Raw genomic sequence first — 14,106 nt, forward strand, 5'->3', positions numbered from 1 at the left:
GCAGGAGGTCGTATCCAGGCGCTAGCCTGCATGCCCCGCAGTCATTCAGGTCTCGCCGAGATGCAGTTGGATCACGCGACAGGTTGGTGCCGAGGCATTCGCCATTGTCCCTCGCCCAACTTCAACCAGCGTCCGGATGGCGAGATTTCACTTCTGGTCATCCACAATATCAGCCTGCCGCCGGGCTGCTTCGGAACGGGTAAGGTCCAGGAATTTTTCCAGAACTGCTTGCCCGTCGACGAGCATCCATTTTTTCAGGAGATCGCAGCGCTGCAGGTGTCTGCGCATTTTCTCATCGAGCGTGATGGCGCCATCACTCAGTTCGTCTCATGTCTGGATCGGGCCTGGCATGCTGGCGTTTCATGCTTCGACAGACGCGTAAACTGTAATGACTTCTCCCTCGGGATCGAGCTGGAAGGCGCTGACGAGACGCCCTACAGTGATGAGCAGTACGACAGCTTGATCAGCCTTTCCAAGCTGCTGCAGCAAGCCTACCCGGCGATTACCGCGGAGCGGGTCTGCGGCCACAGCGACATCGCACCGGGTCGCAAGACCGATCCGGGCCCTTCGTTCGATTGGCAGCGCTTGCGCACCGCTTCGATCATCGCCTGAACTGGTTCTGACAGGATTCGAACATGATTTTTCTGGTTGTACTGCTGGCCCTGATCATCGACAAACTCACCGATTGGCGGCGAGTGGTGCAGGATGACGGGCCGTGGCTACGGCTGCGCCAGCGCGTCGAGGGCCGAGCAGACCTGGCATCCAGGCCCTGGCTCGGGTTGATGCTGCTGGTGCTATTGCCGGTATTGCTGCTTGCCGTCCTCCTGGCGGCGCTGGAGCCGCTGGCCTATGGCTGGCTCAGCCTGCCGTTGCACTTGTTGGTCCTGCTGTATTGCCTTGGCCGCGGTCACGGCAAGCGTGAGCTCGGGCCGTTCCGCGACGCATGGCGGCGGGGCGATCATGAGGCTGCCGCGCTCGTAGGGCAGCGGGATCTGGGTCTCAGTGCAGACGATGCGCCGGGGCTGTTGCGGGCCGTCGAAGCGCAGCTGCTCTGGCGCAGCCATGAGGGCTTCTTCGCGGTCATTTTCTGGTACGTACTACTTGGGCCGGTGGCAGCACTCGCCTATCGGCTCCTCGCATTGACGGTCGAGCTTGCCGAAAGTCAGGCCATACGCGAACGGGCAGGGCAGCTGAAGCATGCCTTCGACTGGTTGCCGGTTCGGGTTCTGCTGGCCAGCTTCGGGTTGGTCGGTAACTTCGTCGCAGCCAATCGCGCCATGCTCAACGATCTGCTCCACTGGAGCATTCCTGCGCGTCAGCTGCTGGCCGACGTTGGCCCTGCGGCAGCCGATCTTGAAGAACCCTGTGCGGGCGATCAGGGTATCGCCCGGCTGGACGCCCTCGCGGCGTTGCTCGTTCGAACGAGGATGCTCTGGTACGCGGCAATCGCGCTCTGGGTGCTATTTCTCTAGCCACCCCGATCACCGCGCGACGCTTCTGCCAAGCGACGCCGGTCGGGTACTTTCCATATAAGCCTGGTGGATATGTCGGGATCGGCGCGCCTTCTGTCGGTTGCCGGGCTGTCACTCTGCCACTACCTTAAGTTACTCAAGCACTGACCGATATCCCGAGTAGGCTCATTCCCGCCATTCTCTGACGAGCCCTGCCACGGCCCATGCCGCAGCAATACAACAAGAAATTGGGAGACGTCTTTTGAAAAGTCTGTTGTATCCGGCTATCGCACTGATGAACCGTCTGAGTTTCGGCATGAAGTTCAGCCTTATCAGCGTGCTGTTCTTTGTCCCCATGCTGGCGACCAACTTCTACCTTGTACGCGACGCCTATGATGAGTTCGTCGGCACCCGTACCGAGTTGCGCAGCCTCGAGCTGATGGGCAATGCGTTGCAGTTGCGCCGCGGAATCGAAGATTGGAAAGACCTGGTCGAGATCGAAGGCATCATCGGCCAGACGGGAGAAGTGCAAGCGCTCGTGAGCCGACTGGCCAAGGCCGAACAGGAGCTTTCTGCGCTGATGCAAAGTCTGACGCCGGTCAGCGACAACCCCGAGCAAGTGGCTGAATTCAACCTGCGTCGCGACGAACTTGACGCCGCGCTGCGTGAAGCGCAGTCGCAGCAGTCGCTACAGACGAAGACGGTCATGGCTCGTGCTGTGCTGGGTAAAGCCCAGGTGATGATCAAGCTCATCGCCAGCCAGTCCGGCTTGAGCCAGGATACCCAGCGTGATGTTCGCCTGCTGGCAGAACTCCTGACTTCGGTGACGCCAACGATCACCGCTGTGCTCGGCGAAGGTCGGGCGATCGGCTCGTACACCTTTGGCCAGGGCTATCTGAACTCCGATGCCAGCAACAAACTCGATGGCCTGCTGCTCGAGTTGGAAAAACAACAAGCGCAGTACGCAGCCCAATTGCAGGACGTACTCGGCAGCAGCCCGGCGGCGCAGCGCCAACTCGAAGGCCAGGCAACCGCCAGTCGCGGCTCTCTGCAGGCGAGCAACGACATCTTTCAGGACCAGGTGATCATGGCCGAGGCGCTGGATCTACCCTGGGAATCCTTCTACGACCTGATCAGCGCCGAGATGGCGAAGACATATTCATTCAACGACGCCATCCTTGGCTTTCTCGATGAGGAGCTTGAGCAGCGCCTGGCGCAGAAGCAGATGGTGATGATTCTTATGCTTGCCGCGCTGGCGCTTATTTTCGTGTTGGTGGTCTACCTCTACAGCGCGTTCTACATGTCCACGCGTGCATCGTTGCGCAGCCTCGGCGCAATCATGGACCGTGTAGCTGCAGGTGACATGACGGCCCGCTTCAAAGTCCAGAGTCGCGATGAACTTGGCGAGTTGGGGCAAGTGTTCAACGAGTCCGTGGCCAAGATCCGCGAGCTCATCGAACGCGTTGGTCAGACGGTAGGCGAGGTGGAGCGCCAGGCTTCACGCGTTGAAACCGTATCCGGCGAGAGCAACCTGACCGTGTCCGAGCAGCGTGGGCAGATCGAGCAGGTGGCAACCGCCATGAACGAGATGTCGGCCACCGCCCAGGAAGTCGCCACCAGTGCCGAGGCGGCGGTGGGTAGCGCTCAAAGCGTCAACCAGGAAACGGTCAGCGGACGAGCGCTGGTCGATGCACAGGTCAGCGGTATCGGGCGCCTTGCCGCGGAGATTGAACAGTCGGTCAATGTGATCAATCAGCTGGCCAGCGACAGCAAGGCCATCAGCCAGGTACTGGACGTGATCAAAGGCGTGGCCGAACAGACCAATCTGTTGGCGCTGAACGCCGCCATCGAAGCTGCACGTGCCGGCGAGCAGGGTCGAGGTTTCGCGGTCGTCGCAGACGAGGTACGCAGCCTGGCAAAACGCACGCAACAATCCACCGAGGAGATCGAGCAGATGATCGGCAGGCTCCAGGGCGGCGTCGGTGCGGCGGTCAAGACTATGCACTCAAGCCACTCGATGGCCGAAGAAACTGTCAATCAGTCGGCACAGGTTCAGCAGGCGCTGGAAAACATCCTTGGGGCGGTGGGCGTCATCGTCGACCAGAACCAGCAAATCGCTGCGGCGGCTGAAGAACAGACGGCCGTCGCGCACGATATCGATCGCAATATCGTCGCCATCAATGAGGCCGGCCAGCGTACCGCGGAGGGCGCAGGCCAGACCGAGCAGGCGAGTCGGGAACTCACCGAACTGGTAGGCCGGCTGCAGCAGCTGATCGGTGCATTTCGCGTTTAGGGCTTCTATTGCGCGCTCCGTCCATCGGCACTTTTGAACAGTGCGTAGCGCTCCCGGGTCTGCCGATCAGGTAAACCTGGGGGAGCGCGACATGTCCAGCACCGCTAAGAAAAGCAATCCGCAACTGTGGGACAAGGTCAAACAGGAAGTCACCGACGGTGACAAAGGTGGCAAACCTGGCCAATGGTCGGCGCGCAAGGCGCAATACGCCGTGCAGGAATACAAGAAGCGCGGCGGCGGTTACGAGGGCAGCAAACCAGCCGACAACCATTTGCGAGAATGGACCCAGGAGGACTGGGGTACCCAATCGGGCAAACCGTCGGGCGAGACAGGTGAACGTTACCTGCCCAAGCATGCTCGCGAGTCCCTCAGCAATGAAGAGTATGCCCGCACGACACGCAAGAAGCGGGCAGATTCCCGCCGAGGTCAGCAGCATTCGAAGCAGCCGGCGGACGTCGCGCGCAAGGCTGGCCGCGAGCGCGAACCAGCGCTGAGCGGCCTGAACAAGCCTGAGTTGATGCGCCGCGCTGCCCAGCGGGGCATTCGCGGGCGATCAAGGATGAAGAAGGATGAGCTGGTTGCGGCACTCAGGCGCGAGGGCGAGCAATGAGCGAATTCGATGAAGACTCGAAGCGAGACGTCCGCACCGAGTTCCGCGAACTGATCAATATGGCGCCAGCCGAGTTGCGGCGTTGGCTCGAGACTGAAACCAGTCGCAGCGTCGGTATGACTGCTAAGGGAGAGAAAGTCACCTCGCCAGCTGACGGCGAAGCTGTAGGGCACGCAATGGGTGAGCGCATCCTTGAACTCAAGGGGCTGCGCCAAGCCGAGCTGGGCGAGGACGAGTACCGCGCCATGCGCAAGGTTATAGGCTATATCCGACGGCATCTCGCTCAGCGGCCAGGAGGTGACGTACGGGATAGTCGCTGGCGCCACTCGCTGATGAATTGGGGGCACGATCCGCTGCAGGACTGATGTCTGCGCAGTGGTTCGAGGCTGCATGTCGCTATCTATCCTGGCAGGGTGTCGGTCTCGCATGATCATTGCTGCCGTTGCCTAGCCAATCTCCCTCCGTCGGTCGCATCGGCGCCTCGGTCAGCTGCAGCTCATTCCCAGCCAAACAGCTCGCAGCTATTGCGATAGCTTGCTTCTGCCAGTGCTTCAGGGCTGATGCCTCGCAGTTCCGCCAGTTCACGGCAGATGTCCGGAAGAAAAGCCGGGCTGTTGCGTTGGCCTGCGTGGCTGTGGGGCGTGATATCCGGGGCATCGGTCTCCAGCACGATGCTGTCGAGCGGTAGTTGCTGTAACACCCGGTGCATACGGTGCGCCTGGGGCCAGGTTCCGGCACCTCCCAGGCCGAGTTTGTAACCGAGCTTGATGTACTCCCGCGCTTCTTCCCAACTCCCGCTGAAAGCGTGCGCAATGCCGGCGCGTTTGAGCTTGCAGCGCTTGAGCGTGGCGATCATCTGCGCGTGCGCGCGGCGAACGTGGAGCAGCACCGGCAGTTCGAATTCGTTCGCCAATTCGAACTGTGCTTCTAGCAGCTGTTGCTGGCGCTCTTTGTCCAGATTATCGATGTAGTAGTCGAGCCCGATCTCACCCATGGCGCAGAGCTTTTCTTGCCCTCGCAAGCGTTGCAGCCAATCGCGCAACGCTTCGATATGCGCCGGTCGGTGGTCCTGCAGGAACACAGGATGCAGCCCCAGCGCGGCGTACACGGCCGGTTCGTCCTGCGCCATCTGCCAGACTCTGGCCCAGTTCGCCTGGTGAACGCCTAGCACCAGAACTCGTTCCACGCCCACCGCTTTGCACTGCGCGAGCACCTCGCTGCGGTCGTGATCGAAAGGGTCGAAGTCCAGGTGGGTATGGGTGTCGATCAGGCGCACGTCGGTTATCTCCTGGGCTGACGTGGGGCGGGGTTCAGTGGTTCGAGTCTTCCTCGATCCGGATGTCACTTACGCCCAGTTCTGACATGCGGCTCTCTTCGCTTGGGCGTACCGGAATCTCCCAGGGCGCATCAATCGCCGCTCGTGGCTCACGTACATGATGCAGCAGGATTTCCAGTTCGGCCTGCTCCATGTCCGGCTGCTCGAACGCGCTCAGTGTCAGGGAGGCGGGCTTGCCATCAATCAGGTAATGGATGCGGTAGCGTTTCAGTTCGGTCATTGCGGCGGCTCTTTCAATAGCATGTGAATAATCCGACCGCTGAATCGCTGTCAGGCTCCCGATTCTTCTCGCTCCGATTCCAATAGCGCGGCCTTGCGATCAATACCCCAGCGGTAGCCGGTAAGCGACTGGTTGGCGCCGACCACGCGGTGGCAAGGGATCAACAGGCCCACCGGGTTGCTGGCGCAGGCGCGAGCAACGGCGCGCGGGTGGCTGCCAAGACTGGTCGCCAGCTCGCCATAACGGCGCGTTTCGCCGATAGGGATGTCCTGCAACGCCTGCCACACCTGTTGCTGGAAAGCCGTGCCGCGTAGATCCAGCGGGAGCTGAGCGGCTCGGTTAGGTTCTTCCAGTTGGGTGACGATCGAGCGGAGCCATTCGCCGAGCCCGGCCTGGTCGGGCACCAGTTGCGCTGCACAGAAGCGTGAACGCAGTTCGTCGAGCAGCGCCTGCTGCTCATCGCCGAACAGCAGGGCGCAGATGCCCTTGTCGCTGGCAGCCACCAGAAGAAGGCCCAGAGGGCAGGGGCTTATCGCGTAGCGCAGGGTTTCGCCTGCACCTTTGCGTCGACGTTGAGCCGGACTCAGGTTCGCCAGATTCTGATAGGCGCCACGGGTACTGCCGAAACCGGCGTCCAACGCTGCGCCCAGTACCGACTCTGCGCCTGGAAGCGATTTTTCCAGCCGCTCGCGCCGCCGCGCTGCGGCCCAGGCGCGAGGGGTCAGGCCGATTCGTGCCTTGAACGCGCGCCCCAGGTGCGATGATGACAAACCGATACGGGCAGCCAGCTGGTCCAGCGTCATTGGCTCGGTGCTTTCATCCAGCAGGCGACAAGCGGCAATCACCAACTCGTCGAGCTGTTCAGCTAGACTTTTGCCCTGCGGCGAACAGCGTCGGCAGGCGCGGAACCCAGCAGCTTCGGCCTCGTGGGTATGCATGAAGAAGCTGACGCCCTCACGCTTCGGACGCCGTGCCGGGCAGCTCGGGCGGCAAAAGATACGAGTCGAATGCACGGCAAACACGAAGCGCCCATCGAAGCACGGATCGCGATTGCAGAGCGCTTGCCAGCAGTGGTCGAAATCGAGCATTGCGGTGCTCCCTGGATGAATGAGCTCGATTCTCCGCCTTGGCTGGCCGGGATGCCAATCCGCAGTACGCTTTCAAACTTGCTGGCGAACATGGAAGCCGCTTCGCGATTGCCGTAACCTGCAGATCTGCATAGCCAAAAAGGGTCTGTAAGCCGCTGATGAAAACGCCAAAACGACTCGAGCCGTTGGTCGAGGATGGGCTGATCGACGAAGTGCTGCGCCCGCTAATGAGCGGCAAGGAAGCAGCGGTTTACGTGGTGCGGTGTGGCGAAGAGCTGCGCTGCGCCAAAGTCTACAAGGAAGCCAACAACCGCAGCTTCCGGCAAGCCGTCAAATATCAGGAAGGCCGCAAGGTCCGTAGCAGCCGCGATGCCCGCGCCATGGCCAAGGGCTCAAAGCACGGGCGCAAGGAAAAAGAGGAAAACTGGCAGAACGCAGAGGTTGCTGCATTGTTCAGGTTGGCCGATGCCGGCGTGCGTGTGCCTAAACCGTACGACTTCCTCGACGGCGTGTTGCTGATGGAAATGATCTCCGGCGAGGACGGCGATGCCGCACCGCGTCTCAACGATGTGGACCTGCATCCTGACGATGCCCGGGAATTCCATGCCTTCATGATTCACGAGGTGGTCAAGATGCTTTGCGCCGGGCTGGTGCACGGCGACCTGTCCGAATTCAACGTGCTGCTCGACGAGCACGGCCCGGTGATCATCGACCTGCCGCAGGCAGTGGATGCGGCGGGGAACAACCATGCCTTCGAAATGCTCGAGCGGGACGTAGGCAACATGTCCGCGTACTTCGGACAATTCGCGCCCGAGCTCAAGTTCACCCGTTACGCCAAGGAGATGTGGGCGCTTTACGAAGAGGGCAAGCTGACTCCGGATACCGAGCTGACCGGCGAGTTTTCGGAACCGGAAGACGAGGCCGATCTCGACGCCGTAATGCGCGAGATCAAGGCAACCCTGGCCGAGCAGGCACGCAAGGAAGCCTTGCGCAACGCAACGGACGAGCCCAGCGACGAGCCGCCCACGCCGCCCTGGATGCGTGGTTGATACTTGCGGTAGCGGCGCCGGATCGCCAGCAAGCTGGCTCCTACAGGGCGGAGGGTGTGTCGAGCGCTGCGATTCACAGGGCTGGTCGGCGTTCTGTTTTTCGTAGGAGCGAGCTCGCTCGCAATCATGGCTCGGAGTCCGCGCGATGCTGGCTTTCTGTACAAGTCCGGATCGCCAGCAAGTTGGCTCCTACAGGGCCCTTCGGCGGTGTTGGTCCACGATAGTAGGCAGGCTCCGGCGTAAGCGTGTGCAGGCCGCTCCAGTTCAGGGCGCTTTTCCTAGGTGGCGCCCAGAACTACTGCTCCGAATGCTCCGGTGTTTCACCTGCGTTATTTGCATCAGTATCCGTTACCGCATCCGGCTCCATCTCCCAACCACCGCCCAACGCCACGAACATCGCGACCTGCGCTGTGGCGAGCGCCGTTCGGCCTTGAAGCGCTTGCTGGCGAGCCTGCAGCGAACCACGCTGTGCATCGAGCACTTCATTGAGATTCGCCTCGCCCAGACGGTAGCTCTTTTGCGCCAGCTCATAGGCGTACTCGCGATGTCGCAACGTGTTGCCCAGTGAATGCAGGCGACGTTGTTGTCCCTCCAGGCGCACCAGCGATCGCTCGACTTCCTCCATCGCTTGAGCGAGTGCTTGCTGAAAGCCGATGTACGCGCTTTCACCCTCTACATCAGCCAAATCTATGGCCGCACCACGTCGCCGATAGTCGAGGAAGGGCAGACCAAAGGTTGCACCCAGACGCGCGAAGTTAGAGGCGGTGGAGAAGGCATCGCCCAGTGCCAGCCCTGAGCGGCCGACGGCTGCTTGCACCGCGAGGGTCGGGAAGAGGTCGCGGCGCGCGGCCAGCGATTGCAGCTGTGCTGCCTGCAGTTGAGCGGCTTCAGCGATCAGGTCCGGACGTCTGCGCAGCAAGTCCAGTGGCTGCCCGGGGGGAATGGGCTTGTCCGCCAGAGGCACCTTGGTCGACGCCTCGAGCTGCCGCGCGGTGCTGCCTGGCGGCTCGGCGAGCAGCGTGTCCAGCGCCAGCCGCGCTTCGGCCAGGTTGATGTCCAGCTCATCGAGATCCGCTTCCAGTGATGAGCGTTCGGCCGCGCTGGCCGCCACGTCCAGGCGAGTGACTTCGCCGGCTTCGAACAGTCTGCCGGCGATTCGCTCCAGATCGGCTGCCAGCTCTATGCCTTCTACCAGCAATGCACGCTGCCCCTCTAGGGCCCGCAGTTGCATATAGCCCTGCGCTGCGTTGGAAGCCACCGCCAGACGAGCCGCTATCGCCTGCGCCTGTGCCGAGCGGATCTGCTGCCGGGCACTGTCGGTGCGCGCCCGCGTGGCGCCGAAGATATCCAGTTCCCAGCTGGCCTGCAGTGCCAGTTCCCAGTTGTCGAAGGTGATCACATCCTCGTCCGGGACGAACTGGCCGACGGGGCTATTCGGGTCTGGCTCGTTATTGTTCTCGATCCATTGGCGGCTGGCTGATCCTGGAAGATCGAAGGTTGGGAACAGCCCGGCGCGGGCTTGGCGCAACTGCGATCGAGCTGAGTCGACCCGCAACATGGCCAGGCGTATGTCTCGATTGTTCTCCAGTGCCTGGCGCACTGTGCGAGTCAGCATCGGGTCGTCGAACTGCTGCCACCAGTCGGCAAGCGCCTCGGCATCGGCCGGCTGCTGGCGAACGGCATGAAACCAGGCTTCCGGCACGTCGGGCGCTGGCCGCTCCGGGACGCTGGAGCAGGCGCCGAGCATCAGCGCCAATGCCCAGGCCAGGGGCGTGCGGGGCAGTCGGCTCGGCATCAGGTTTCCTCCGGTTTGACGCGCATGAACAACAGGTACAGGCAGGGCACCGCCAGCAGGGTGAGCAGGGTGGCGAAGCCCAGTCCGCCCATGATGGTGACGGCCATATTGGCAAAGAAGGGGTCGAACAGCAGCGGCACCATGCCCAGTACCGTGGTACCCGCTGCCATCATCACCGGCCGCAGGCGCGAGGCAGATGCTTCGACGATGGCGGTCAGACGCGGTACTTCATCGGCGATCTGCCGATCGATCTCATCCACCAGTACCACGGCGTTCTTGATCAGCATGCCCGTGAGGCTGAGCAGGCCGAGCAGGGCCATGAAGCCGAACGGCTGCCCGGTGACCAGCAACCCAAGGGTGACGCCGCAGAGTGCCATCGGTACGACCAGCCAGATCATCAAAGGCTGCCGGACCTTGGCGAACAGCAACACCGTGACCAGCACCATCGCCAGGTATGGCACCGCCAGGGTGCTGGCCAGCGCCTGCTGGGCGTCGGAGGACTGCTCATGATCACCGCCCCATTCCAGCGTATAGCCGGTCGGCAGTTCGATGCCCTCCATCAGGGGGCGTATCCGCTCAAAGGCAACATTGGTGTTCTCGCCGTCGCGCGGCTCGGCGCGCACGGCTATGGTCCGTTCACGGCCGTAGCGGCGGATCATCGATTCCTCGGTAGTCGCCTCGATTCCATCGGCGACCTGGGCCAAGGGCACGTAGCGGCTGCTCGCCGGGCTCCAGACCAATCGCTGCATCAGGTCACCGGGCTCGACGCGATCCTCCGGCGTTGCGCGCAGCAGAATCGGGATCAGCTCGTCCCGCTCACGGAACACGCTGACCTGCTGGCCTTCGCTGGCCACCGACAGGGCTTGCGATACCTGCTGGCGGGTCAGGCCGGCATCTGCCAGGCGATCGAGCGCCAGCCGAGGTCGCAGTACCGGAACAGGCGCGCGCCAGTCATCGCGGATGTTGAAGACGTTGCCTTGCTCGTGAAGGATTCGCTGACCTTCGGCTGACAGCCTGCGTAACTCTTCGGGATCCGGGCCACTGATGCGAGCTTCGAGCTTGGCCTCGGCATTCGGGCCAAACATGAACTGCGCTGCGGCCACGTCGGCGGAGGGGTAGCGGCCCGGCAAGGTCTGGTTGACCTCGTGCACCAGGCCGGCGATCACGTCGGGCTCCTCGGTGCGTACCAGAAAGTGCATCAGTGCAGGGTTGGGCTGCTCCGGCGCATAGGTAAGCATGAAGCGCGATGCACCTGAGCCGACGAAAGTGGACACATCCTTCACGCCTTCCAGCTTTTTCAGGTAACCCTCGACATCCTCGGCGGTGCGGCTGGTTTCGCGGATGTGCGTGCCCTGCGGCAGGAACAGGTTCACATAGAAGATCGGTGTGCTCGAAGGCGGGAAGAAGCTCTGCGGCACTCGGCTGAAGCCCAACACGCTGAGCACTGTGAGGACCACCAGAATGCCCAGCGTCAGCCAGGGATGCGCAAGTACCGAGCCGGCGATGCGGCGGTAACGGTTGTAGATCGGGCCGCTGTAAGCCTCGTCTGCGTCGGACTCGTCGTCTTCTTGTCGATCGCCCTTACGCTCCAGCAGGTAATAGCCGAATAGCGGCACCACCAGCAGCGCCAGCAACCAGCTGAGCAGCAGCGAGGTGGCGATGACGAAGAACAGCGAAAACAGGAACTCGCCGGTGGTGTCCTGAGACAGACCGATCCCGGCGAAGGCGAGAATGCCGATGATGGTTGCGCCCAGCAGCGACCATTGCGTCTGCTGCAGCGTCTTGCGCGAGGCTTCGAGGATGCTTTTGCCACGTTGCTTCTCGATCAGCATGCCGTCACAGACCACCACGGCGTTGTCCACCAGCATGCCCATGGCAATGATCAAGGCGCCGAGTGAAATACGCTCCAGCTCGATTCCCGCCAGCCACATCACCAGCAGCGTGCCAAGTACGGTGAGGAACAGCACCGCGCCGATGATCACCCCGGCGCGCACGCCCATTGCCAGGCACAGCACGCCCACGACGATGGCGACCGAAAGAAAAACGTTGAGCGCGAAGCTGTTGACCGATTCGTTGACGATGCTGTGCTGCTGGTAGAGCGGGTGCAGCTCGGCACCGAGCGGCATCAGGTGCTGCATGGATTCCAGCTTCGCCTCGACGCTGCGGCCCACTTCGACGATGTTGCTGCCGGAGATACCGCTGATGCCAAGGGTCAATGCCGGCTCGCCGTTATGTCTGATGATCTGGCGCGGCCGCTCCGCATAGTCGCGCTTGATGGTCGCAATGGAACCCAGATCGACGCTTTGCTGCCCCTGGCCCACCGGCAAGGCGCGCAGGGCGTCGAGCGAATCGAAAGCGCCGGTCGGGCGGATATGCACGAAGAACTCGCCAGCGCGTACGCCACCAGATTCGACCGCGGCATCGGCATCGGCCAGCGCGGCGACCAGCTCCTGAGGCGACAGACGCAGCGCTGCAAGACGCGCCTGATCGACCTCGACAAGAATTCGCTCTTCACGCACACCGGCAATTTCCACCTGGCCCACGCCCTCGGCGGTGATCAGGCCGCGACGCAGATCCTTGGCGACCTCATGCAGCTCCTTGAGCGTCAGGCCATCACCCGTGAGCGCGAAGAAAATCCCGTAGACGTCGCCGAAGTCATCGTTCACCAGGGGCGGATCGAGGCCTGGTGGCAGCTTCTGCTGGGCATCGCCAATCTTGTTGCGCAGCTGATCCCAGATCTGATCGAGCTGCTCGCCGGAATAGCGATCCTGAATCTCGACACGTATTTCAGCCAGGCCGACCATCGAACGAGATCGGATCTCCTTGACCTCGGAAAGCTCCTGAATCGCGCTTTCCAGCGGCTCGGTGACCTCCTGCTCGACCTCAAGCGCAGTCGCGCCGGGATATTGCACCGTGACGATGGCTTCTTTGATAGTGAATTCGGGGTCTTCCAGGCGGCCCATCTCGAAGTACGCGAGCACGCCTCCGATCAGGCAGATGAGGACCAGAACCCAGATGTTGACCGGCTTGCCGATGGCGTAACGAGCTAAGTCCATCGGCTTACTTCCGCCGTTCGGCTTTGATCGGCTGGTCTTGCGAAAGCTTGCTGCCGCCTGCTACCACCACGAGCATGTCATCGTTCAGCTCGCCACTGACCACCGCGTGATCGTCTTCGATGCGCTCGAGCTTCAGGTCCTGGCGCTGGGCGTGGTCGTCCACTGCAAGCCATAGGTAATGGCTGCCATTGGGTGCTGTCTGCACGGCATTGAGCGGCAGGCGAAAGCGCGGCTGCGTATCGTCCTGGGGGATGGCTGGGCGTTGCAGATGCACGCGCATGGCCATGCCCGGCAGCAGGTTGTAATCAGTCGGCTGTTCGCCGCGCAGGGTCAGACGGTAGGTGCGCGAGCCCTCGCGCGGCTGGGTACTGTGCTCCTTGTAGGTCAACGGCAGCTCGAGGTCGCCGATGATCAACTCGCCTCTGGCCTGCAAGGTGTCGTTAAGTGGAATGCTCAACGCCGCGGTTTCGGGCAAGTCGACCGTAACCTCGATGTGCTGGTTGTTCTGCAATTCGATGATGGGCGACCCCGTGGCGACCACCATGTCCGGTTCGACCAGCCGCCGTGCGACGACGCCATCGAACGGTGCCTCCAGTGTGCTGTGCTTGATATTGCGCAGGGCGCTGTCACGGGCTACGCGCGCCGCCACTACGTTGGCTTGCAGCGGTTCGATGGCCGCCGGTGCGAGGATGCCCTCGGCCAGCAAAGCGCGCTTGCGGGTCAGATCCGCTTCCAGTTGGCGCAACCGCGCGTCAGCCTCACGCTTTTGCAGTTCGTAGTCGGTGCGGTCGAGCTTGGCCACCGCCTGCCCTTTCTTCACCGGCGAGCCTTCGTCGACGAGAATGCGTTCGACCCGCCCTGGCACCTGAAAGGCCAGCTGCGTGGTGGTCACACTTTCGACCACGCCGGAAAACCGCAGCGCCTCGGGCTTTTGGTTGATGCGCTGCAGTGGCTCGACGAAGGCTACGCGGGGCGGCAGTTCGGCCGGTTCATCCTCGCCGGCACAGCCGGACAGGACGAGCAACAGGCCAAGTGATGCGCTTATGCAGACGTGATGAATAGGGGCTCGAGGCATTCGCTGTAGCGGAGACATCCGTACTCCTGAGTGGTTAGAACGAGCAAGGCTTTGCAGCGTCCAAGCGCTACGACAGATTCAGTAGAGCCCCGCTCTGGCCCGGGAGTTCGACCAATTCTCAAGTGACCCGCCG

At 62.2% G+C, this 14,106-nt stretch carries 12 protein-coding genes; 6 read left to right on the forward strand and 6 right to left on the reverse strand.

The genetic code is table 11. The features are described from left to right. Positions 1 to 60: 60 nt before the first annotated feature. The 5 genes from ampD (at position 61) to EA797_RS03730 (ending at position 4,719) form a co-directional block, all read left to right on the forward strand. A complete protein-coding gene (gene ampD, locus EA797_RS03710) occupies positions 61 to 612 on the forward strand; it encodes a 1,6-anhydro-N-acetylmuramyl-L-alanine amidase AmpD (protein ID WP_122164673.1) in 552 nt (183 codons plus the stop codon). Positions 613 to 635: 23 nt separating this feature from the next. Beyond that, positions 636 to 1,472 (forward strand): regulatory signaling modulator protein AmpE, encoded by an 837-nt coding sequence (ampE, locus tag EA797_RS03715; RefSeq protein WP_122163823.1) that lies wholly within the window; start codon positions 636 to 638, stop codon positions 1,470 to 1,472. Between the two features lie 241 nt (positions 1,473 to 1,713). Then, the gene (locus EA797_RS03720; protein ID WP_122163824.1) at positions 1,714 to 3,744 is read left to right on the forward strand and encodes a methyl-accepting chemotaxis protein; all 2,031 of its coding nucleotides are present in this window, start codon (positions 1,714 to 1,716) and stop codon (positions 3,742 to 3,744) included. A 91-nt stretch (positions 3,745 to 3,835) separates the two neighbouring features. After that, positions 3,836 to 4,354: a DUF5872 domain-containing protein gene (locus tag EA797_RS03725; protein ID WP_122163825.1), complete on the forward strand. Its 519-nt coding sequence runs from the start codon at positions 3,836 to 3,838 to the stop codon at positions 4,352 to 4,354. Continuing rightward, on the forward strand, positions 4,351 to 4,719 hold the full coding sequence (locus tag EA797_RS03730; RefSeq protein WP_122163826.1) for a DUF3140 domain-containing protein: 369 nt from the start codon (positions 4,351 to 4,353) through the stop codon (positions 4,717 to 4,719). Before EA797_RS03725 ends, EA797_RS03730 begins: the two co-directional genes overlap by 4 nt. A 131-nt stretch (positions 4,720 to 4,850) precedes the next feature. On the opposite strand, the gene EA797_RS03735 is transcribed toward EA797_RS03730, so the two are convergent. From EA797_RS03735 to ada, 3 genes are read right to left on the reverse strand one after another with little or no spacing between them, the layout of a single operon-like run. Further along, positions 4,851 to 5,630: a TatD family hydrolase gene (locus tag EA797_RS03735; protein ID WP_122163827.1), complete on the reverse strand. Its 780-nt coding sequence runs from the start codon at positions 5,628 to 5,630 to the stop codon at positions 4,851 to 4,853. A 34-nt stretch (positions 5,631 to 5,664) separates the two neighbouring features. Continuing rightward, a complete protein-coding gene (locus tag EA797_RS03740; RefSeq protein WP_122163828.1) occupies positions 5,665 to 5,910 on the reverse strand; it encodes a hypothetical protein in 246 nt (81 codons plus the stop codon). Between the two features lie 50 nt (positions 5,911 to 5,960). Beyond that, positions 5,961 to 6,998, reverse strand: a complete 1,038-nt coding sequence (gene ada, locus EA797_RS03745; protein ID WP_122163829.1) for a bifunctional DNA-binding transcriptional regulator/O6-methylguanine-DNA methyltransferase Ada — start codon at positions 6,996 to 6,998, stop codon at positions 5,961 to 5,963. A 158-nt stretch (positions 6,999 to 7,156) separates the two neighbouring features. On the opposite strand from ada, the gene EA797_RS03750 reads away from it, so the two are divergent. Continuing rightward, positions 7,157 to 8,047 (forward strand): PA4780 family RIO1-like protein kinase, encoded by an 891-nt coding sequence (locus EA797_RS03750; protein WP_122163830.1) that lies wholly within the window; start codon positions 7,157 to 7,159, stop codon positions 8,045 to 8,047. A gap of 295 nt (positions 8,048 to 8,342) precedes the next feature. Here the strand turns inward: EA797_RS03750 and EA797_RS03755 are convergent, their stop codons facing one another. The 3 genes from EA797_RS03755 to EA797_RS03765 are packed head-to-tail and all read right to left on the reverse strand — an operon-like array spanning position 8,343 to position 13,973. After that, on the reverse strand, positions 8,343 to 9,842 hold the full coding sequence (locus tag EA797_RS03755; RefSeq protein ID WP_122163831.1) for an efflux transporter outer membrane subunit: 1,500 nt from the start codon (positions 9,840 to 9,842) through the stop codon (positions 8,343 to 8,345). Continuing rightward, entirely contained in the window at positions 9,842 to 12,898 is a 3,057-nt protein-coding gene (locus EA797_RS03760; protein WP_122163832.1) for an efflux RND transporter permease subunit, read from the reverse strand. The genes EA797_RS03755 and EA797_RS03760 overlap by 1 nt, the downstream gene beginning before the upstream one ends. A 4-nt stretch (positions 12,899 to 12,902) precedes the next feature. Beyond that, on the reverse strand, positions 12,903 to 13,973 hold the full coding sequence (locus EA797_RS03765; RefSeq protein WP_244214077.1) for an efflux RND transporter periplasmic adaptor subunit: 1,071 nt from the start codon (positions 13,971 to 13,973) through the stop codon (positions 12,903 to 12,905). Between the last annotated feature and the right edge of the window lie 133 nt (positions 13,974 to 14,106).

Origin of the sequence: Stutzerimonas zhaodongensis (genome assembly GCF_003696365.1) — a bacterium.
Lineage (GTDB): Bacteria > Pseudomonadota > Gammaproteobacteria > Pseudomonadales > Pseudomonadaceae > Stutzerimonas > Stutzerimonas zhaodongensis.